The 20145-nt window shown below is 58.7% G+C and carries 18 protein-coding genes and 3 tRNA genes; 16 read left to right on the top strand and 5 right to left on the bottom strand.

What is annotated here, in order from left to right; genetic code table 11:
• Positions 1–11: 11 nt before the first annotated feature.
• Positions 12–1085 carry a 3-deoxy-7-phosphoheptulonate synthase gene (locus KGA97_RS06335; RefSeq protein WP_223480416.1) on the bottom strand — a complete coding sequence of 358 codons (1074 nt, stop codon included), beginning with the start codon at positions 1083–1085 and terminating at the stop codon, positions 12–14.
• A 627-nt stretch (positions 1086–1712) separates the two neighbouring features.
• On the opposite strand from KGA97_RS06335, the gene KGA97_RS06330 reads away from it, so the two are divergent.
• From KGA97_RS06330 to KGA97_RS06305, 6 genes are all read left to right on the top strand, one after another.
• On the top strand, positions 1713–2471 hold the full coding sequence (locus tag KGA97_RS06330) for a carbon-nitrogen hydrolase family protein (protein ID WP_223480415.1): 759 nt from the start codon (positions 1713–1715) through the stop codon (positions 2469–2471).
• The gene (locus tag KGA97_RS06325; RefSeq protein WP_223480414.1) at positions 2471–2914 is read left to right on the top strand and encodes a GNAT family N-acetyltransferase; all 444 of its coding nucleotides are present in this window, start codon (positions 2471–2473) and stop codon (positions 2912–2914) included. Before KGA97_RS06330 ends, KGA97_RS06325 begins: the two co-directional genes overlap by 1 nt.
• 126 nt (positions 2915–3040) lie before the next feature.
• Positions 3041–3682 carry a UvrY/SirA/GacA family response regulator transcription factor gene (gene uvrY, locus KGA97_RS06320; RefSeq protein WP_008015884.1) on the top strand — a complete coding sequence of 214 codons (642 nt, stop codon included), beginning with the start codon at positions 3041–3043 and terminating at the stop codon, positions 3680–3682.
• A gap of 2 nt (positions 3683–3684) precedes the next feature.
• Entirely contained in the window at positions 3685–5508 is a 1824-nt protein-coding gene (gene uvrC, locus KGA97_RS06315; protein WP_008029554.1) for an excinuclease ABC subunit UvrC, read from the top strand.
• Between the two features lie 32 nt (positions 5509–5540).
• Positions 5541–6098 carry a CDP-diacylglycerol--glycerol-3-phosphate 3-phosphatidyltransferase gene (pgsA, locus tag KGA97_RS06310; protein ID WP_008029556.1) on the top strand — a complete coding sequence of 186 codons (558 nt, stop codon included), beginning with the start codon at positions 5541–5543 and terminating at the stop codon, positions 6096–6098.
• Between the two features lie 67 nt (positions 6099–6165).
• A tRNA-Gly gene (locus KGA97_RS06305) sits at positions 6166–6241 on the top strand.
• A gap of 135 nt (positions 6242–6376) precedes the next feature.
• Here the strand turns inward: KGA97_RS06305 and KGA97_RS06300 are convergent.
• Positions 6377–7315 (bottom strand): LysR family transcriptional regulator, encoded by a 939-nt coding sequence (locus tag KGA97_RS06300; protein ID WP_207284433.1) that lies wholly within the window; start codon positions 7313–7315, stop codon positions 6377–6379.
• Positions 7316–7453: 138 nt separating this feature from the next.
• Between KGA97_RS06300 and KGA97_RS06295 the strand changes: the two genes are divergently transcribed.
• The 3 genes from KGA97_RS06295 to KGA97_RS06285 all read left to right on the top strand — a co-directional run bounded on the left by KGA97_RS06295 (position 7454) and on the right by KGA97_RS06285 (position 10123).
• Positions 7454–8767 (top strand): MFS transporter, encoded by a 1314-nt coding sequence (locus KGA97_RS06295; protein WP_223480413.1) that lies wholly within the window; start codon positions 7454–7456, stop codon positions 8765–8767.
• A 62-nt stretch (positions 8768–8829) separates the two neighbouring features.
• A complete protein-coding gene (locus tag KGA97_RS06290; RefSeq protein WP_192227019.1) occupies positions 8830–9579 on the top strand; it encodes a creatininase family protein in 750 nt (249 codons plus the stop codon).
• 79 nt (positions 9580–9658) lie between these two features.
• Entirely contained in the window at positions 9659–10123 is a 465-nt protein-coding gene (locus KGA97_RS06285; protein WP_223480412.1) for a RidA family protein, read from the top strand.
• Positions 10124–10186: 63 nt separating this feature from the next.
• Here the strand turns inward: KGA97_RS06285 and KGA97_RS06280 are convergent, their stop codons facing one another.
• Positions 10187–11443, bottom strand: a complete 1257-nt coding sequence (locus KGA97_RS06280; protein WP_192227021.1) for an OprD family porin — start codon at positions 11441–11443, stop codon at positions 10187–10189.
• A gap of 288 nt (positions 11444–11731) precedes the next feature.
• Positions 11732–13471: a dipeptidase gene (locus KGA97_RS06275; protein ID WP_223480411.1), complete on the bottom strand. Its 1740-nt coding sequence runs from the start codon at positions 13469–13471 to the stop codon at positions 11732–11734.
• 286 nt (positions 13472–13757) lie between these two features.
• On the opposite strand from KGA97_RS06275, the gene KGA97_RS06270 reads away from it, so the two are divergent.
• The 7 genes from KGA97_RS06270 (at position 13758) to KGA97_RS06240 (ending at position 19762) form a co-directional block, all read left to right on the top strand.
• Positions 13758–14927, top strand: coding sequence for a DUF1624 domain-containing protein (locus KGA97_RS06270; RefSeq protein WP_223480410.1), 1170 nt, complete (start codon positions 13758–13760; stop codon positions 14925–14927).
• A gap of 338 nt (positions 14928–15265) precedes the next feature.
• Positions 15266–17827, top strand: a complete 2562-nt coding sequence (gene nirB, locus KGA97_RS06265) for a nitrite reductase large subunit NirB (protein WP_223480409.1) — start codon at positions 15266–15268, stop codon at positions 17825–17827.
• Complete coding sequence (gene nirD / locus KGA97_RS06260) at positions 17827–18204, top strand: nitrite reductase small subunit NirD (RefSeq protein WP_008029576.1); 378 nt, start codon at positions 17827–17829, stop codon at positions 18202–18204. Before nirB ends, nirD begins: the two co-directional genes overlap by 1 nt.
• 40 nt (positions 18205–18244) lie before the next feature.
• Positions 18245–18685: a CBS domain-containing protein gene (locus KGA97_RS06255; protein WP_223480408.1), complete on the top strand. Its 441-nt coding sequence runs from the start codon at positions 18245–18247 to the stop codon at positions 18683–18685.
• 251 nt (positions 18686–18936) lie between these two features.
• Positions 18937–19010, top strand: a tRNA-Cys gene (locus tag KGA97_RS06250).
• A 195-nt stretch (positions 19011–19205) separates the two neighbouring features.
• Positions 19206–19292: transfer RNA gene (locus KGA97_RS06245), tRNA-Leu, on the top strand.
• A 119-nt stretch (positions 19293–19411) separates the two neighbouring features.
• Entirely contained in the window at positions 19412–19762 is a 351-nt protein-coding gene (locus tag KGA97_RS06240) for a hypothetical protein (protein ID WP_223480407.1), read from the top strand.
• Positions 19763–19847: 85 nt separating this feature from the next.
• Here the strand turns inward: KGA97_RS06240 and KGA97_RS06235 are convergent, their stop codons facing one another.
• The gene (locus KGA97_RS06235; protein WP_008031035.1) at positions 19848–20057 is read right to left on the bottom strand and encodes a hypothetical protein; all 210 of its coding nucleotides are present in this window, start codon (positions 20055–20057) and stop codon (positions 19848–19850) included.
• Between the last annotated feature and the right edge of the window lie 88 nt (positions 20058–20145).

Below are 20145 nucleotides of genomic sequence, written 5' to 3'. Positions count from 1 at the left end.
TCATTTGCCTGTCAGCCGCGTGCGGTTCTCAGCTGTTCCGCCGCTGAACGCAACAACGTTTCAGTCCCCTCCCAGCCAAGGCAGCCATCCGTCACCGATACACCGTACTGAAGCGACGGACTCAGCGGCTGGCAACCCTCGAACAGGTGACTCTCAATCATCATCCCGATCAGTGAGCGATCACCTTGCAGACGCTGCTCAAGCACATCGTTGAACACCGCCGGTTGACGTAGCGGGTCTTTGCCGCTGTTGGCGTGGCTGCAATCGACCATGATTCGGGCCGGGATCTTCAGCTTGGTCAAATCACTGTTCACCTGGGCGACGCTGGCGCGGTCGTAGTTCGGGCCGCGATGACCGCCGCGCAATACCAGGTGAGTGTCAGGATTGCCGGGCGTCTGGATGATTGCGGGGTGCCCCTGACTGTCGACACCGAAATGCCGATGCGGATGAGCGGCCGAGCGCATGGCGTCACTGGCAACACCGACGCCACCATCGGTGCCGTTCTTGAAGCCGACCGGCATGTTCAGGCCGCTGGCCATTTCCCGGTGGATCTGTGATTCGGTGGTGCGGGCGCCAATGGCGACCCAACTGAGCAGGTCGTCGAAGTACCCGGCGGCCATCGGTTGCAGCAGTTCGGTGGCAATTGGCAGGCCGAGTCGAAGCATTTCGCGCATCAGATCCCGTGACAGGGTCAGGCCACCGGCCATGTCGTCGCTGCCGTCCAGGTGCGGATCGTAGGCCAGGCCTTTCCAACCGACGGTGGTACGGGGTTTTTCGACGTAGGCACGCATCACCAGCAGCATTTCATCGCTGACGTCGGCGGCGAGGCGGGCGAGGTGACTGGCGTATTCGAGGGCGGACTGCGGATCGTGAATCGAGCAAGGACCGACGATGACCAGCAAACGGGAGTCTTCACCGTTGAGAATCGCGCGGACCGCATCGCGGTGGGCGGCGACTTGCCGGGTCAGGGCGTTGCTGAGCGGCAGTTGCTGTTTGAGTTGCAATGAGCTCGGCAGGCGCAAGGTCAGCGCTTCATTGGCAGGGCTCAGGGTGGACAGCGGCAAAGCAGAGACGGACGAGTTCATGTTCAGGCTTCCTGGGCGGGCGGCGGGTTCGTTCCCGCGCGCTCGGCCCTACTGGGGTGTTCGACAATTGGCCGGATTGGCTGCGTGTGTGTGCTTGCCACCTGTGGGTGACCGATCGGAGGCGGCAGGCTGTCCCGAGCGGAGGCTGCTAAATCGCCAGGCGGTAAAACTGTCGTGACGGTAATAAGTGGCGTAGTTCATGTCGTGAATCCTCAAAATGTCTGTGTTGTTGCTAAAAAGTGTGGGGGCTGAAAAAACAAAACCCCCGGTCGGGAGGCCGACCGGGGGTTGAGAATTCTCTGGTGGCGACCCGTTTAAAGTGGGCGCCGTGTGGGTATCAGGCGCGCCAGTGGCTAAACCAATACCCAAAATAAAAGCTGACCGAAGCGCAAACGACATTCACCCGGGCAGCCGCAACCGAGCGCGGGGCGCTGGCGGAACGAAGCTGTGAGAGGGCGTTGAACATGGTCTGTCTCCGATGGATGCGCCGAGCTTACTAGAGGCCGGTACACGGATTCAATCAGAAATTGCTATTGGTTACTGGCGGCGTTTTCTATCGCTTGAGTGCGTCGGCGGTTGTGACACACTCGCCGTTTAAACAAAAACACAACGTCACAAGGACGAACCATGACGACGCTGACCATCGCCGCCGCTCAATCGATCTCCATCGCCGGAGACCTGGCCGCCAATATTGTGTGGCATCAACGTTTCATGCAGGTGGCGGCGGAGCAGGGCGTGCAGTTGCTGGTGTTTCCGGAGCTGTCACTGACCGGGTACGAGCGCGGGCTGGCGGCTGAGCTGGCCATTGCACCGAAGGATTCGGTGCTGCAACCGTTGCGCGATTTTGCGCAGGAAGTCGGCGTAACGACCATAGTCGGGATGCCTGTTCGTCTGTCGGAGCATTCGCCGGTGTTGATTGGAGCGCTGGTACTGGGCGCCGATGGTTCACTCGAGGTCTACAGCAAGCAGCATCTGCATCCCGGCGAGGAAGTAGCGTTTGCGCCGGGCACTGGCGGTTCGCCCCTGACCATCGGCGGCGATACGATAGCCTTGGCGGTGTGCGCCGATTTTTCCCACGCCAGTCATGCGGCCGCAGCGGCGCAACAGGGCGCCGACCTGTATGCCGCAGGTGTGCTGATCACCGAAAATGGTTACGCCCCCGACACTGCGTTGTTGCAAGGCTATGCCGTCAAACATTCGATGGCGGTGCTGATGGCCAACCATGGCGGTGCGACGGGGGGTTGGGAGTCGGCAGGACGCAGCGCCATCTGGGCGTCGGACGGTTCGCTGATCGCTGCCGCACCTGGCACGGGCAATCTGCTGGTCGTTGCTCGCCGCAATGCTGACAGCTGGACGGGGCGCGTCGTCGCCGTCGCGGAGGCCTGATGGGATTCGAATTACGTCCTGCGACATCGCAAGACCTCGACTTTGCTCGTGAACTGACCTGTAAAACCATGCTCCGCTATTACATTCAGCACGATCTGCTGTGGCAGGACGAGGCTTTCGATGTGGCCTGGGCGGGGCGGGAAAACTGGCTGATCGTCCGTGATGATGTACGGCTGGGTTATGTAAGCCTGAGTCGGGATGCAAGGGCCTTGTATATCCGTGAGTTACACGTGCTCGAAGCGTTCCGGGGGCAGGGCGCCGGTTCCTGGGCGATCGATCAGGTATTGGCAATGGCGTGCAAGGAACGACGCCCGGCATTGCGCCTGACGGTTTTTGAAAATAATCCGGCGAAAGCGTTATACGAGCGAAAGGGCCTGGCAGTGGTCGGCAAAGACGAGTGTTTCCTGAGAATGCAGCGCGATATCGATGCCTTGCATCGCTGAAACACGCATGAGACAAGCCTTTCAAGATGTATTGAAACTTTTTATATGACGCTTGCCGCTAGGTCTGCCAGTTGCTTTTTGCTAAGGTGTCGGCAACTCAATAAGACCATATCGCGAGGTGTCTGCTTGATTAGGGTGCTAGTAGTCGATGACCATGATCTCGTTCGTACAGGCATTACACGAATGCTGGCTGACATCGATGGCCTGCAAGTAGTCGGCCAGGCTGAGTCCGGGGAAGAATCCCTGCTCAAGGCGCGTGAGTTGAAACCCGATGTGGTGCTGATGGACGTCAAGATGCCGGGTATCGGCGGTCTTGAAGCCACGCGCAAATTGTTGCGCAGTCATCCGGATATCAAGGTCGTCGCGGTCACCGTGTGCGAGGAAGATCCGTTTCCTACACGTTTGTTGCAGGCCGGGGCCGCGGGCTACCTGACCAAAGGCGCCGGGTTGCCGGAAATGGTCCAGGCCATCCGCCTGGTGTTTGCCGGGCAACGCTACATCAGCCCGCAGATTGCCCAGCAACTGGCGATCAAATCCTTTCAGCCGACCAACGATTCGCCCTTCGACGCACTGTCGGAGCGGGAAATCCAGATCGCGCTGATGATTGTCGGCTGCCAGAAGGTCCAGATCATTTCCGACAAACTGTGCCTGTCGCCCAAAACCGTGAACACCTACCGTTACCGAATTTTCGAAAAGCTTTCGATCAGCAGCGATGTCGAGTTGACGCTGTTGGCAGTTCGTCACGGCATGGTTGATGCCAGCCTCTGAAAATGACTGACACCTTCGATCCGAGTGCTTTCCTGTCGACGGTCAGCGGACGCCCCGGCGTCTATCGCATGTTCGACAGCGAGGCACGCCTGCTTTACGTCGGCAAGGCCAAGAATCTCAAGAATCGTCTGTCGAGTTACTTCCGCAAGTCCGGCCTCGCGCCCAAGACCGCTGCGCTGGTGGCGCGTATCGCCCAGGTCGAAACGACGATCACGGCCAACGAAACCGAAGCCTTGCTGCTTGAGCAGACGCTGATCAAGGAATGGCGCCCGCCCTACAACATTCTGCTGCGCGACGACAAATCCTACCCGTACGTGTTCCTTTCCGACGGTCAGTTCCCACGCCTGAGCATTCATCGTGGGGCGAAAAAGGCCAAGGGCAAATATTTCGGCCCTTATCCCAGCGCCGGGGCGATTCGCGAAAGCCTGAGCCTGCTGCAAAAAACCTTTTTCGTTCGCCAGTGCGAAGACAGCTACTACAAGAACCGCACACGCCCATGCCTGCAATACCAGATCAAACGCTGCAAGGCGCCGTGTGTGGGGCTGGTGGAGCCCGAGGTTTACGCCGAGGACGTTCGTCACTCGGTGATGTTCCTCGAAGGGCGCAGCAATGCGCTGACCGATGAATTGTCCGCCGGCATGGAAGAGGCGGCGATCAACCTCGAATTCGAACGTGCCGCCGAACTGCGCGACCAGATCTCGTTGCTGCGCCGGGTCCAGGATCAACAGAGCATGGAAGGCGGGACCGGTGACGTGGATGTCATCGCCGCGTTCGTCAATCCGGGCGGTGCCTGCGTCCATTTGATCAGCGTGCGCGGCGGTCGGGTGCTGGGGAGCAAGAATTTCTTTCCGCAGGTGGGCATTGAGGAAGACGTTTCCGAAGTCATGGCCGCGTTTCTCGGTCAGTACTTCGTCAGCAGCCCCGAGCGCGACTTGCCGAGCGAGCTGATTGTCAACGTGGTTCACGAAGACTTCCCGACCCTGATCGCGGCCATCGAAGAGCTGCGTGGTCGTGAACTGAGCATCAGTCACAGGGTTCGTGGCACGCGGGCACGCTGGCAGCAATTGGCCGTGACCAATGCCGAGCAGGCTCTGGGCGCGCGCCTGGCCAACCGCCAACACGTTGCGGCACGTTTCGATGCCTTGGCCGACGTGCTGAAACTGGATGAGCCGCCGCAGCGCCTCGAGTGCTACGACATCAGTCACTCCAGCGGCGAAGCGACCGTGGCGTCCTGCGTGGTGTTCGGCCCCGAAGGGCCGATCAAGTCCGATTACCGGCGCTACAACATTGAAGGCGTCACGCCCGGCGATGACTACGCCGCGATGCACCAGGCCCTGACCCGGCGCTTCAGCAAACTGAAGGACGGGGAGGGCAAGTTGCCGGACATTCTGCTGGTGGACGGCGGCAAGGGGCAGTTGTCCATGGCGCGCGATGTGCTCAATGAACTGGCGGTGCCCGACCTGATTCTGTTGGGCGTGGCCAAGGGGGCGACGCGCAAGGCCGGTTTCGAAACCTTGTACCTCAATGACGCCGCCCACGAATTTACCTTGCGTGGCGATTCTCCGGCGCTGCATTTGATCCAGCAGATCCGCGATGAAGCCCACCGATTTGCAATTACCGGACACCGTGCCCGTCGTGGCAAAACGCGCCGTACGTCTACGCTTGAGGGTGTAGCCGGGGTGGGTCCGACCCGTCGGCGCGATTTGTTGAAACATTTTGGTGGATTGCAGGAGCTGTCTCGTGCCAGCATCGAAGAGATCGCCAAAGCACCCGGGATCAGTAAAAAGCTCGCAGAGTTGATTTATGCAAATCTGCACAGCGAGTAGAATGCCCCCTCACCTCGTAGCCAGTTGTGCCGATGAATATCCCTAATCTGATTACCGTTCTACGCGTCCTGCTTATCCCGATCTTCATTTTACTGTTCTACCTGCCTTACCAATGGAGCTACCTGGCGTCCGCTTCGGTCTTCGCGTTTGCCGCCGCCACAGACTGGCTGGACGGATACCTGGCTCGTCGTCTGGAGCAAAGTACGCCGTTCGGGGCATTCCTCGATCCGGTGGCCGACAAGCTGATGGTCGCCGTGGCGTTGGTGCTGCTGGTGCAGGAACACGGTAATTTGTGGCTCACGCTGCCGGCTGCCGTGATCATCGGTCGCGAGATCGTGGTATCGGCACTGCGCGAGTGGATGGCCGAGCTCGGCGCTCGCGCTCACGTCGCCGTGTCGAACCTGGGCAAATGGAAAACCGCCGCGCAGATGCTGGCGCTGGTGATCCTGCTGGCCAATCCGTCGGACTTCACGTTCTGGGTCTTGGTGGGTTACGCCTTGCTGATGATCTCTGCAGGCCTGACATTGTGGTCCATGGTTCAATACCTGCGGGCTGCCTGGCCGCATCTGAAGACCGATGTGGAAAAATAAATAAAACTTTTTTGAATCAAGGGGTTGACGGAGCTTCTGGATTCTATAGAATGCGCACCACCAAGACGCGGGAATAGCTCAGTTGGTAGAGCACGACCTTGCCAAGGTCGGGGTCGCGAGTTCGAGTCTCGTTTCCCGCTCCAAATACAGAAAAAGCGCCACTCAATGAGTGGCGCTTTTTTTTGTGCGTTTTTTTTGGTTGGCATTAGAAAAAGAGGCATCAGCCTCTTTTTTCATTCCAGCGATTTCATTGCGCCTATCAGCAAACAGCGCTGAGATCACCGAGAAGCCAATCTGATTCCGTCACCCGCCCCAAACATCGGCAAGCGCTGCAACATCCAGTTCAGCAGCTCCTGAGCCGGCGCGGCCAGCGGTCGGCCGGACTTCACCAGCAGTTTCGCCTCCACGCCCAGAAACAGCGGATGGTCGATCAGTACCGCCGCGAGGCTGCCTTGTTCGATTTCCCGATAGGCAGCGAATTCGCCGAGCAACGAGGTGAAATCTCCGGAGGCCACCAGGCGCTTGAGTGCGGCGAGGGAGTTGCTGACCAGTGCCGGGCGGATTTCGATTTTCTCGGCGTACTCAAGCATCTTGATCGCATGCCCGATGCCGAAGGTAGGGGGCGTCAGCACCAGTCGGCAGGTGAGTATGTCCTCGACGGTTGCCGTTCCCCCTCGCACCGCCAATGGATGATCGGGGCGAACCAGCAGCATCACTGGCTGCGATGACGTCGCGCGGTAATCGATTTGCGAATGCGGCGGAGGATTGTAGGCAAGGCCGATGTGCGCACGGTTTTCGGCGACTTCGTTCAGTACGTCGTCGACGGGAAGTATGTCCAGCCGGACATCGAGCTTGGGGTACTGTTTGCAGAAGGGGGCGAGCACGTTGTCGACCAAGGCATCGACATAGCCCTCACTGATGACGACTCGCACCTGGCCCTGTTGCAGGCCTTTGATCGCTTGAAGCTGGTCTTCGAGTTTCTCCTGGTGTGATCGATAACCGCGCCAGAACTCCAGCAAGTGCGCCGCTGCCTCGGTGGGTTGCACGCCGCGAGCCTGGCGCTCGAACAGTTTTGCGCCCAGTTCCTCTTCCAGCAGCTTGATCTGGCGCGTGATAACGGAGGGCGACGTATTGATGCTGTCCGCCGCGCCACGAATCGAGCCGTGGACCAGCACTTCATGAAAATACCGCAGCCGTTGTTGGTTGATCTCGCGCATCCCGGGCCCTCTCGCCAGAAAGTTTGTGTTGCCTGTAGGGCAACAATACACGAACTTAGTTGCTCTTGCTGGACCTGCGGTGCCGGTGCAACATTCTTTGGCAAGAACGCAGACCAACAAGAATAATTGGAGACTCGCATGTCAACCTTACTGACACCGGCAAGCAGTGATGCCGTTTCTGCCCTTTACCGCAAGCTCAATTGGCGGCTGTTGCCACTCCTGTTCATTTGCTACGTCTTTGCGTATCTGGACCGGATCAACGTCGGCTTCGCCAAATTGCAGATGCAAAATGATCTCGGACTGTCCGATGCGGCCTACGGAGCGGGCGCGGGTATTTTCTTTCTGGGGTACGTGCTGTTTGAGTTGCCGAGCAACCTGATGTTGCCGAAGGTGGGGGCGCGAAAAACCTTCAGCCGCATTCTGGTGTGTTGGGGCATCACATCGGCCTGCATGCTCTTTGTGCGCAACGTGCCGATGTTTTATGCGATGCGTTTTCTGCTGGGCGTATTCGAAGCCGGTTTTGCCCCTGGCATGATCTATTACCTGTCTTGCTGGTACGGCCCGAAGCGCATGGCGCGGGCCATTGCGATCGTGTTTATTGCCGGCCCCATCGGCGGCATTATCGGCGGTCCGCTGTCTGCCTGGCTGATCACCACGTTCGAAGGCGTTGGCGGCCTGGCCGGCTGGCAATGGATGTTTTTGATTGAAGGTCTGCCTTGCGTGTTCCTTGGCATCCTGACCTATTTCGTACTCTCCAATCGGCCCTCGGAGGCCCGATGGTTGAGTGTTGAAGAAAGGACACTGCTGGAGAGTGAACTCGGTGCATCGTCGGGGCGAGCCCATTCGTTCCGGGCGGTGTTGCGCGACCCGAAAATCTACATCCTCGCCTCAGCCTATTTCTGCATCATCTTCTCGATCTACGCCATGAGTTTCTGGCTGCCGGCAATCCTCAAGGCCCAGGGCGTCAACGACACCATGCAGCTGGGTTGGTATGCCGCGATTCCCTATGTCGCGGCGGCATGCGGCATGTACTGGATAGGGCGTCGGTCCGACCGGGTCGGCGAACGACGCTACCACTGCGCAGTCCCTGCGGGCATTGGCGCCATCCTGTTGCTTATGTATCCCTTTGCCGACGGCAACCTGATGGCGTCGCTGGTTCTGCTGACCGTGGCGACCGCCATGATGTTCATGGCCTACACCGTGTTATGGGCGATGCCCTCCGAGCACATCAAGGGTGATGCGGCGGCGGGAGGCATTGCCTTGATCAACACCATCGGGCTTTCCGGTGGCTTCTGGGGGCCTGCGGTGATTGGCTGGGCAAAAACGGCAACCGGCAGCGCCAATCTCGGCATCGTCGTTGTGGGTTGCGTCTTCCTGTGTGCAGCGTTCGTGATCCTTGCCACCAAACGGCAACCACGTGAGCGCCCGGTTTCTGAATTCAGCGCGGGTTGATCAACCGCCTCCCACTTGATCAGTCGTGTTCCGAAAGGAACCCTTTTAAAGAGAGAACCCACATGCTTTTACACCTATCGACCTGGGCCGAGATCGGGCAATTCCTTGAACGCAGCCGCACCATCGTGATCCCGATCGGCTCCAATGAACAACACGGTCCGACCGGCCTTTTGGGGACCGACTGGATGTGCCCCGAAATCATTGCGTGCGAAGCGCAGAAGTCGGCAGACATCCTGATTGCGCCGACTTTTAACATCGGCATGGCCCAACACCATCTTGGATTCCCCGGGACCATTTCACTTCGCCCCTCGACGTTCATTGCGGCCATTGGCGACTGGGTGCGTTCGTTGGCCGCCCACGGGTTTGAAAGAATCCTCTTCCTCAATGGCCACGGCGGCAACGTCGCATCGATTGAAGCGGCGTTCTCGGAGCTTTACGCCGAAGCAAGCTTCGCTCGACGCCCTGCGGGGTTCGCGCTGAAGTTGTGTAATTGGTGGGATCTGGAGGGAATCGGTGAGTTGGCGCGGGAGCAGTTTCCTGAGGGGCACGGCATTCATGCCACGCCGTCCGAGATTGCCGTGACCCAATGGGCCTACCCGGATTCCATCAAAACCGCCGGGTACTCGCCGCAGATCGCGCCGTGGGGGCCGATTCGCGAAGCACTGGATTTCCGCGCACGCCATCCGGATGGCCGCATGGGCTCGGATCCGTCCCTGGCCACCCCGGACAAAGGCCGCGCTCTGGTGATGATGGCAGCGCAGAGCCTGGTGCAGGAAGTCGACGCCTTCAGCCGCGAATCGATACCCGGTTAAACAACCGAATCAAACGTTTTTCAACTAGCCCAGCGCCCGGAAGTTCCGGGCGTTGGCACGTTCTATTCGAGGAAAACCCATGATTGAACATGATGTTTATACCCGCCTGAAAGACCTCGGTATCGAGTTGCCCGCCACCGGTGCTCCCGCTGCTGCCTATGTAATGAGTGCGCAGAGTGGCAATGTCGTTTACCTGTCCGGCCATATCGCGAAGCAAGACGGCAAAGTCTGGGCAGGAAAACTGGGCGAAACGCTGACGACAGAGGAGGGCTATGTGGCCGCACGTTTGACCGCCATCGATTTGTTGGCGACGTTGCACGCGCATCTTGGCGATCTGAATCGGGTCACGCGGATTGTCAAAGTGCTGAGCCTGGTGAATTCAACGTCCGGTTTCACCGAGCAGCATCTGGTCACGAACGGCGCCTCGGAGCTGCTGGCCGAGGTGTTTGGGGATAAGGGAAAACACGCGCGCTCGGCATTCGGTGTGGCACAGATTCCGTTGGGCGCCTGTGTCGAAATCGAGATGACCGTGGAAGTCAGTTGAAGGCCGGGTAACAGTAAAACCTGTGGGGGCGAAGTGATTCGCCCCCACACTTGTTTTTAGAAATCAGAACAGCGTCCAGGTGTAACTGATGATCAGTCGGTTCTCGTTGATATCCGTGCGGTAGTTGGAGCGTGCCACCGCATTGCGCACTCGCACGCCGAGGCCTTTCAATGGGGCTGCCTGGAAGGTGTAACTGAGGTCGAGGTCACGCTCCCGATCTTTGCCTTCATAGCCCATCCCCGTCTTCACATTGTCGCCGGTGACATAACGTGTGCTGGCTAGCAGGCCAGGCACGCCGAGGGCCGCGAAGTCATAGTCATAGCGCAGTTGAAAGGAGCGCTCATGGGTGGAGACGAACTCGTAGGTCGGCAGTTCGTTGCCAAGGGCGCTGACATTGAGAAACACGCGAGGAAAGGGGCTGTCGCCGTACATGCCCTGGTAACCGGCATAGAACGTATGACCACCGAGCTTGGCCGATAGCAACGAGAAGAAGGACTGGTTGTCGACCTTGCCCACCAGTTTGCGACCTTCTTCCTGAGCGTCGTAGTAACCAAGATTGGCGCCCAGCACCCAACTGCCCACCGGCACACTGTGTTTCAAACCGAAGAAGTTCTGCTCGTAGATATCTTCCAGTCGGGAATGCCAGGCACTTACGGTGGTGCGGTTACTGTTGAACGCGTAATCGCCGCCCACGTAGTTGAAGGCATCACTCGACACTTGCCGTTGCGGCTTGTTGCCCAGCAACGCCTGGAGTTTGCTCTCGCCGGCTTCATTGCGCAGGGTCGTGGAGGTCAAATGACCGGCTTGCAGCGTCAGGCCGGGGATTTCGCTGCTGGTAATGCTCGCGCCCTGATAGGCCGGGGGCAGCAAGCGGATGTCGCTGAAGACCAGTGTCGGCAGGTTGGGTTGCAGTTCACCGACCTTCAGCTCGGTTTTGGAAACGCGCATCTTCGCCGCCAACCCGAGGCGACCATAATTGTCCGCGGCATGGCCATCGTCCTTGACCGGTAATAACCCCGAGTTGACCCGGTCCGGGCTGCTGTCGAGCTTGATGCCGAATTTGCCGATGGCATCCAGGCCGAATCCTACCGGCCCGGGCGTGTAGCCGGACTTGAAGTTGAGGATGAACCCTTGGGCCCATTCCTGAGCCATCGATTTTTCCGAGCCTCGGATATCGGAGAAGTCTCTGCTGAAAAAATAGTTTCGGGTTTGCAGGGTAGCGGTGGACTGTTCGACGAATCCGCTGTCGGCGGCTTGGGCAAGGTTGGCGCCAGCCCCGGTAAACAGCAGTACACACAGTTTGCCTTTGTCTCTGGTCATAATTTAACTCTTGTTTTTATTAGACATGACTCTCCCGTAGGCCCTCTGTCGGGGCTTGTGCGCGTGCGGGGGAGGTAAGACAGCCGGCAGGATGTGGCGCTCGCAGCCGCTCCGGTGTCGAGAGCGATGCTCGCTCCATTGACCAATGGCAGCAAGAGCAACTTAATTCAGAGATCGTTGCTCTGGAGGCAACGCTGATGGCAAGGCGTGAAAAGACTGCTACAGGAAAGTGGATCAGGACGCTGTAAACGTCGGACCCGCCAGAGCAGCGGGTCCGAAGGGGAGGGCTTAGAGTTTTGGCAACTGGCCGATGCGCCCGAACATCTCGGTCACGATTTGAAGGTCCAGCAGGAACTGGTCGACGGTCTTGAACTCGTTGTCGGTGTGGCCGGTGTATTTGACTTCGGGTCGGGCCAGGCCGAACTGCACGCCGTTGGGCAGTTCATGGACCGAAGTGGCGCCGGCCGAGGTGCCGAATTTGTGTTCCATGCCCAGGTTTTCGCTGGCCACGGCGAGAAGCGCCTTGACCCATTCACCCTCGGGATTGCGGTACATCGGTTCGGCGATCGAGTAATCGAAGGCCACCGCAACCTGGGATTTCTTGCTCCAGGCGTCGAGCTTGTCGGCGATTTCGCGCTTGAGCACTTCCGGGGACTTGCCCTTCGGTACGCGCAGGTTGACCGCGAGTTTGAAGGTGTTTTCATCCATCCCGACAAAGGTCAGGGAGGTGGTCAACGGCCCCATGAACGCATCGGAAAAACCGACCGCCAATTTGCCACCCAGATAATCGAGCCCCCAGTTGTCGGCAGCGTAGCGGGCCGCGTCGGTGATGTGGTTGTGCTTGAGGGCGACCTTGCCGTCGAGGCTGTTGATGAACACCAGCATTCTCGCCACCGGGTTGATTCCGGACTCGGGCTCGGAGGAGTGGGCGGAAACGCCGGTGACTGTCAGCGTGACGTCTTTGCCGACGACCTTGGCCGTCACCTCGAAGTCGCCGCCATTGCGCTTGGCGTACTCGGTACCGGCCTTTTGCAGGCTGGCGGCCAGCTCGGCGGGTTTGTCACTCAGCAGGGTGGCGACCGACGCCGACGGAATCTGGTTGGTGGCCAGGCCGCCAGTCATCGAGACGATTTCAGCGCCCTTGCCGTCAGCCTTGCGCTTGGGGAAGTTGGCCATGACGGTGCCGTAGCCTTTCTCGGCGATCACCACCGGGTAGCCACCATCCAGCGCCAGGTTGTAGTTCGGTGTGGGGTTGTGTTCGAAGTAATAAGGGATGGCGTCGCCGCTGGTTTCCTCGGTGGTGTCCACCAGCAGTTTGAAATTCCTCGCCAGCGGCAGCTTTTCTTCCTTGATGACTTTCATGGCGTAGAGCGCCACCACGATGCCGTTTTTGTCATCTTCGGTGCCACGGCCATACATGCGATCGCCAATCAGGGTGACCTTGAACGGATCGAGGCGGGTGCCGTCTTTCAGGACCCAGTTTTCCGGTGTCACGGGCACCACGTCGGCGTGGGCGTGAATGCCCACCACTTCATCGCCGCTCCCTTCGAGGGAGATTTCATAGACGCGGTTGTCGACGTTGCGAAAGGTCAGGTTGAAGGCCTGGGCCAGGCTCTTGATCTTGTCGGCGATCTTGATGAATTCAGGGTTATCGTGCTGGGCAACGCCGTCCACGCGGAAGGTCGGGATGGCCACCAGTTCGCGCAGCGTCTCGGTGGCGGCGCTGCCGTATTTCACCCGCGCATAGAGGCCGAGCAGGCGATGGATTTCGTTCTGCTGGTCGGCGGAAAGGCTCTTGTTGTCGAGGAAGGCAGAGATTGCCGTGCCGAGGTCGTCGGTTTTGGCCAGGTCGCTCTTGGCCACGCTTGTCAGGAACTGCCTGAAATCCGTGATCGATGCGTCACTGAACGTCTTGAGGATGGCCGCGCCTTGCTGCGGGGTAATGTTGGCGTGCGCTGCTGTGGTGAACGACGAAAGACTGGCCAGCATCAATGTTGTCGCGGCCAGGTGCTTGAATGAGAAGTCCATTGTTGAAGGCATTCCTTTGCAGGTGTCTGATTAATGAAACAAAACATTTCAACATTAACATTGTAGGAGCGAGCCTGCTCGCGATGGTTTAAAGGACGCTGCGTTTACCCAGGCAACACGCGTTTGCGTTAACGACCACCGCGAGCAGGCTCGCTCCTACATGGTTTCCTTCTAAATGTGCACAAACTAAAAAAATGCTTTGAGATGTTATAGGGTAACAATATAAGGTGCCCGGCAGGCTGTCCTGCGGGACACGTTTATTCACCCCTTGCGTTGCGAAACATCCATGACCCTTGCACCTTCTCGCTCCACCGGCACGGCAGTTGGCCGGCTTCTTTCCATCGATGCATTGAGGGGCATGGTGATTCTGTTCATGCTGCTCGATCACGTTCGCGAAACCTTTTTCCTGCATCGGCAGGTGTCCGACCCGATGGACATCACCACGACCGAGCCGGCGCTGTTTTTCAGTCGCACGCTCGCTCATTTATGCGCGCCGGTCTTCGTGCTGCTCACCGGTCTGTCGGCCTGGCTGTACGGTGAGAAGTACGCCGGCAAGGCCGACGTTTGCAGCTTCTTGTTCAAGCGCGGGCTGTTTCTGGTGGTGCTTGAGTTCACCCTGGTGAACTTCGCCTGGACGTTCCAGTTTCCGCCGACCGTCATTTACATGCAGGTGATCTGGGCCATCGGCTTGAGCATGCTGGCCCTGTCGGTGATGGTCTGGCTGCCGCGTCCGGTGTTGTTGCTCTTGAGCCTGGCGATCATCGCCGGTCACAACGTGCTGGACAGTCTGCATTTTCCGATCGAATCGGCGATGCACGTGCCATGGGCGATCCTCCATGATCGCGGCTGGATCGAACTGTCCGAAGGGTTTCGGCTGCGCACGTCCTATCCGGTGCTGCCGTGGATCGGTGTCATTGGTTTGGGTTACGCCATGGGCCCGTGGTTCGGGCGAGCGGCGCAGGCCAAGGGGCGCCAGCGCAAGTTGCTGCTCTGTGGCGTTTTGGGGCTGGCCGGTTTCGTCGCACTGCGGCTGCTCAACGGTTATGGCGAGAAGCCATGGAGCGTTGGCGATACGTCCGTGCAAACACTGATGAGTTTTTTCAACATCACCAAGTACCCGCCGTCGCTGCTGTTTATTGCGCTGACCCTGAGCATCGGATGTTTGCTGCTTCTCTGGTTTGAGCACTTGCAGAAGAGCCGATGGTTGCGTCCCTTGACGGTGTTTGGATCAGCGCCGATGTTCTTCTATCTGTTGCACCTCTACGCACTGAAGGTTTTGTATCTCATCGCTGTAGCGCTGTTCGGATTGAATCAGGGCGCGTACTTCGGTTTCGACTCGGTAGGCGCGGTTTGGATCGCCGCAATCCTGTTGGCCATTGCGCTTTATCGCCCGGTCCGTTGGTTCTCCGGGCTGAAGGCCCGACGTCGCGACATCGCCTGGCTCAAATACCTGTAATGCCCATGAATGCACTTTTATAAAGCCGTGAGGCCTCGGTCTGCACTATGCGAAGGCAAAAGTCTGGAGCCTGTTCGGTGCTCGCGCCTGAAAAACGCTGCGCAATCAGCGTTTTCGCGATCTGGCACAAACACTGCAATACACCGGACAGGCCCACCATAAACGCAGTCGAGTGGGCAGCCCCCTCGGTCAACGACGATCGAATCATGGGCAACATCGGTGGATCAGGCATAGACGTCTGGTGCTAACACCGCAAAAGAACAGGCAAAGACGCCTGGAACCGCAAGGTTTCAGGCGTTTTTTTTTGCTTTTTGAACCGTTTTAGCCGGGTGCTTCTTATGAATTCCAATGTTGCCGCGTTGAACAAAGTGCAAACGCTGATCGTGATCGGCAATGGCATGGTCGGACATCATTGCGTCGAGCAGTTGATTGAGCGGGGCGCGCTTGACCAGTATCGGCTGCACGTCTTCAGCGAGGAGCCGATGCGTGCCTACGACCGCGTGCATCTCTCCGAGTACTTCTCGGGGCGTGATGCCGAATCGTTGGCGCTGTCCGATGCGTCGCTTTACCAGACGCCGGGCGTCACCCTGCATTTGGGTGTGCCGGTGCTGGAAATCGACCGCACCCGTCGCCAGGTGATTACCGCGCAAGGCAGCATCCCTTACGACAAGTTGGTGTTGGCCACCGGCTCTTACCCGTTTGTGCCGCCAGTCGAAGGTGCCGAAGGCGATTCGCGCCTGGTGTATCGAACCCTTGAAGACCTCGATGCGATCCGTGCCGCAGCAGCCAATGCCCGACGCGGCGTCGTGGTCGGCGGTGGCCTGCTGGGCCTTGAAGCCGCCAATGCCCTGAAAAGCCTCGGCCTGGAAGCGCATGTGGTGGAATTCGCCCCGCGCCTGATGCCGGTGCAACTGGACACAATGGGTGGGCTCGCGCTCAAGTCGCAGATCGAAAGACTCGGTGTCGGTGTGCACCTGTCGCGCTCTACTCAATCGATCAGCGCGGGCGAGGAATATCGCTACCGCATGAACTTCGCCAATGACGAGTTCCTTGAAACCGACCTGATCGTGTTCTCGGCGGGCATCCGTGCACAAGATGCGCTGGCCCGGCAATGCGCGCTGGAAATCGGCCCGCGCGGCGGCGTAGTGATCAATGACGAATGCCTGAGCAGCGATCCGGACATTTACGCCATCGGCGAATGCGCCTCCTGGAACGGCAGTCTTTTTGGCTTGGTCGCGCCGGGCTACCAGATGGCGCGCGGTGTCGCGGCACGTCTGTGCAACGACACGGCCGAGCCGTTTCTGGGCGCCGACATGTCGACCAAACTCAAACTGCTGGGCGTTGACGTCGGCTCCATCGGCGATGCCCACGGCAACACGCCAGGCGCACGCAGTTATCAGTTCATCGACGAAACCACGGCCAGCTATCGACGGCTGGTGGTGGATGCCTCGGGCAAGCATGTCATCGGCGCGGTGCTGGTCGGCGACAACAGCTATTACGACACGCTGCTGCAATACATGCAGAACGCGATTGCCTTGCCGGGGGAACCCGCCAGCCTGATCCTGCCGTCATCCGAAGGCGCGCCGACCCTGGGCCCGGGCGCGTTGCCCGAATCGGCCACGGTCTGCTCGTGCCACAACGTCACCAAGGGTTCCATCTGCTCGGCCATCGATGGCGGCTGCACCGACCTGGGCCTGCTCAAGTCTCAGACCAAAGCCTGCACCGGCTGCGGCGGTTGCGCCGGTCTGCTCAAGCAAGTGTTCGAACATGAGTTGATCGCCCGGGGCGTCAGTGTCGACAAAAGCCTGTGCGAACACTTTGCCTATACCCGTCAGGAACTGTATGCGCTGGTCCGCGTAGAAGGGGTCATCACCTTCGAAGAACTGCTGGCTAAACACGGCCGCGGCCACACCGGTTGCGACGTCTGCAAGCCGGCCGTGGGCTCGATTCTCGCGTCGTGCTGGAACCAGCCGATCATGGACGCATCGCTGGTGCCGTTGCAGGACACCAACGACACCTTCATGGCCAACATGCAGAAAAACGGCACCTATTCGGTGGTGCCGCGCATTCCCGGTGGTGAAATCACGGCCGACAAACTGATCGCGATCGGTGTGGTGGCGAAAAAATACGACCTCTACACCAAAATCACCGGCGGTCAGCGGATCGACCTGTTCGGCGCGCAGCTGCATGAATTGCCGGACATCTGGGCCGAGCTGATCGAAGCAGGTTTCGAAACCGGGCACGCCTACGGCAAATCGACCCGGACGGTGAAGTCGTGCGTCGGCAGCACCTGGTGCCGTTATGGCGTGCAGGACAGCGTGCAAATGGCCCTGACCATCGAGGACCGCTACAAGGGATTGCGCTCGCCGCACAAGCTCAAGTTCGCAGTGTCCGGTTGCACCCGTGAGTGCGCCGAAGCCCAGAGCAAAGACGTCGGCGTGATCGCCACCGAGAAGGGCTGGAACCTCTACATCGCCGGTAACGGCGGCATGCGCCCGCGCCACGCCGAGCTGTTCGCCACAGACCTGGACGATGCCACGCTGATCCGCTACATCGACCGTTTCCTGATGTTCTACATCCGCACCGCCGACAAACTGCAACGCACCTCGGTGTGGCGCGAAAGCCTGGAGGGCGGCCTCGACTTCCTCAAAGAGGTGATCATCAACGACAGCCTCGGGCTCGGCGCCGAACTCGAATCGCAGATGCAACTGGTGGTCGACCGCTACGAATGCGAATGGGCCAACGCCCTCAAAGACCCGGAAAAACTCAAGCGCTTCCGGACCTTCGTCAACGACAAACGCCCGGACCCGGACATCCATTTTGTCCAGGAACGCGGCCAACGGCGCCCGATCATGGCTGCCGAACTCAACCTGATCCCTGTCACCGAGGAGATTGCCTGATGAGCCAGTCCACTACCCAACGCATCGATTCCCTGGCCGACAGCGATGTCTGGCAAACCGTGTGCGAGCAGCAGGACCTTGTCTCTAACTCCGGCGTCGTCGTGTGGCTCGACGGCGCACAAGTGGCGCTGTTCTACCTGCCGGGCGCGGAGGGCAGAAGCCTCTACGCCATCGACAACCATGACCCGCAATCCGGGGCGAACGTCATCGGGCGCGGGCTGGTCGGCAGCATCAAGGGGGACCTCGTGGTTGCTTCACCGATCTACAAACAGCATTTTCGCCTCGAGGACGGCAGTTGCCTGGAGTATCCACAGCAACGTTTGCGGGTCTGGCCGGTGCGGCTTAACGGCGGCGTGGTGGAAGTCGGGCTGGCTTGAGGTCAAGCATCGGCAATGAGCAACGATAGCGGAGGCAACCATGAAAACAGCCGCACAGCTGCTGAAACTGAAAGTCGTGCAAAACCAGCACGTGCACAGCATCGCGCCAGACCAGATGGTGCTTGAAGCACTGAAAATGATGGCCGAGAAGAATGTGGGCGCGCTGCCGGTCATCGAAGCGGGGCAGGTGGTCGGCGTTATCAGCGAGCGCGACTATGCACGCAAGGTCGTTCTTCAGGGACGATCCTCGGTCGGCACGCCGGTACGCGACATCATGAGCGCGCCGGTGGTGACAGCCGACAGTCTGCAGAGCATCGAGCGCTGTATGGAAGTCATGACCGACAGCCACCTGCGGCATCTGCCGGTGTTAGATAACGGCGAGCTGATCGGGTTGTTGTCGATTGGCGACCTGGTCAAAGAGGCAATTGTCGAGCAGGCCGATTTGATCCGGCAATTGGAGTACTACATTCGCGGGCACTAAGCGGGCCGGGGGCATGCTGAAGCCGTATTGGCGCGCGCGGGCGAAGCGTTGAGCCTGCGTCGCAACATGCAAAGCACCTGACAAATTTTTTTTGAAATCAAGGGGTTGCCAGTCTTCGGAAATCAGTACATAATTCACGCCATCGAAAGCACTGACCGCTGAAAAAGCTCAATGTTTTCAAGGAGTTAGATCTAGATCTTCTCCAAGACTGTACGCGTTTGATGTTGTGCTACATGACATCAGATGTTTGAGGCCGAGTAGCAAAATGGTTATGCAGTGGATTGCAAATCCACCTACGCCGGTTCGATTCCGACCTCGGCCTCCACTTTAAACAAGCTCCGTAGATCGATGATTTACGGAGCTTTTTTATTTGCGTCGTCCTGCAAGATTTAGTCTTGAAATGGGCGTTTGCAAACTTGCTTCACCGGGACGGGATGTATATATTTCGTCCTCTGCTGCACAGGCGTCAGAACTGACAGATCGTCATTTGTCAGCCATCAGACTGCCTGACCGCGCTACCGCCCGAATGGCGAAACTGGTAGACGCATGGGACTTAAAATCCCCCGCTCGTAAGGGCGTGCCGGTTCGATTCCGGCTTCGGGCACCATGAATATCAAGGGCTTGCGTGAGATACCTCACGCAGGCCTTTTTCATTTTTACTCGGCTATTTCTCGAAGTGTTCTGCGAAGATCACTTTGCCGACTTCATCTTCTTGCGAGGCCCAGGATGGCATGGAAGACACTTAGGTACCTGATGGTATCGGCCATCGTTCTGGCGAGCGTGGTCTACGCGTCAAGGTATGCGTACTTCAATTACTACATGGAGTACCAGGCTAAAAACCTTGTCAGGGATTATCTGAAAGACCCTCAATCCGCGGTGTTCAGGAACATTGACTCCAGGCACCAGGTATTTTGCGGCGAGGTGAACAGCCGAAACAGCTTCGGGGGAATGGTCGGTTTTTCAAGGTTCATCGCACTTCCTCGCGATAGCAGAGTTTTTCTGGAGGAAGAGTTTGAAAGCCGAAACGCTGGGGAATTGTTTGAGCAGTCGTGGAGGCTGACCTGCGAACCGGCTTGAGTGGGACTCTTACCGTAATTTATAAAATCAAGGGTTTGCGAGCGAAAGCTGATGCAAACCCTTGTTTGTTTCCGGTCAACTATTTTCACTTGCCGCTTTTGTCCGCAGGCTGATTCGCCTTGCGTCGATCAGCGCCGGAAGGGTTGCCGGTGTCAACGAGCCTTCTTTCTCGCAATATATTTTGCAATGCCTGACGAGCTGCCGGATCAAGCTGATGTTCTCTTGCTTTGAGCTCCAGCAAGATCGGGCTGGACCAGCGGCAGTATTCTTCTTCCGCCTCACGGATCGTCGTCATTTACTCCTCCTTGATCGGGCGCCTGCCCACATCGTCGGGGCAGAATCGATGCGATAGAAACCCTAGCTGAGGAAAACGCTTATCGCCA

Origin of the sequence: Pseudomonas sp. BF-B-15, from assembly GCF_019946675.1 — a bacterium.
Classification (GTDB): domain Bacteria; phylum Pseudomonadota; class Gammaproteobacteria; order Pseudomonadales; family Pseudomonadaceae; genus Aquipseudomonas; species Aquipseudomonas migulae.
This window is presented reverse-complemented; position numbering and strand designations above follow the sequence as displayed.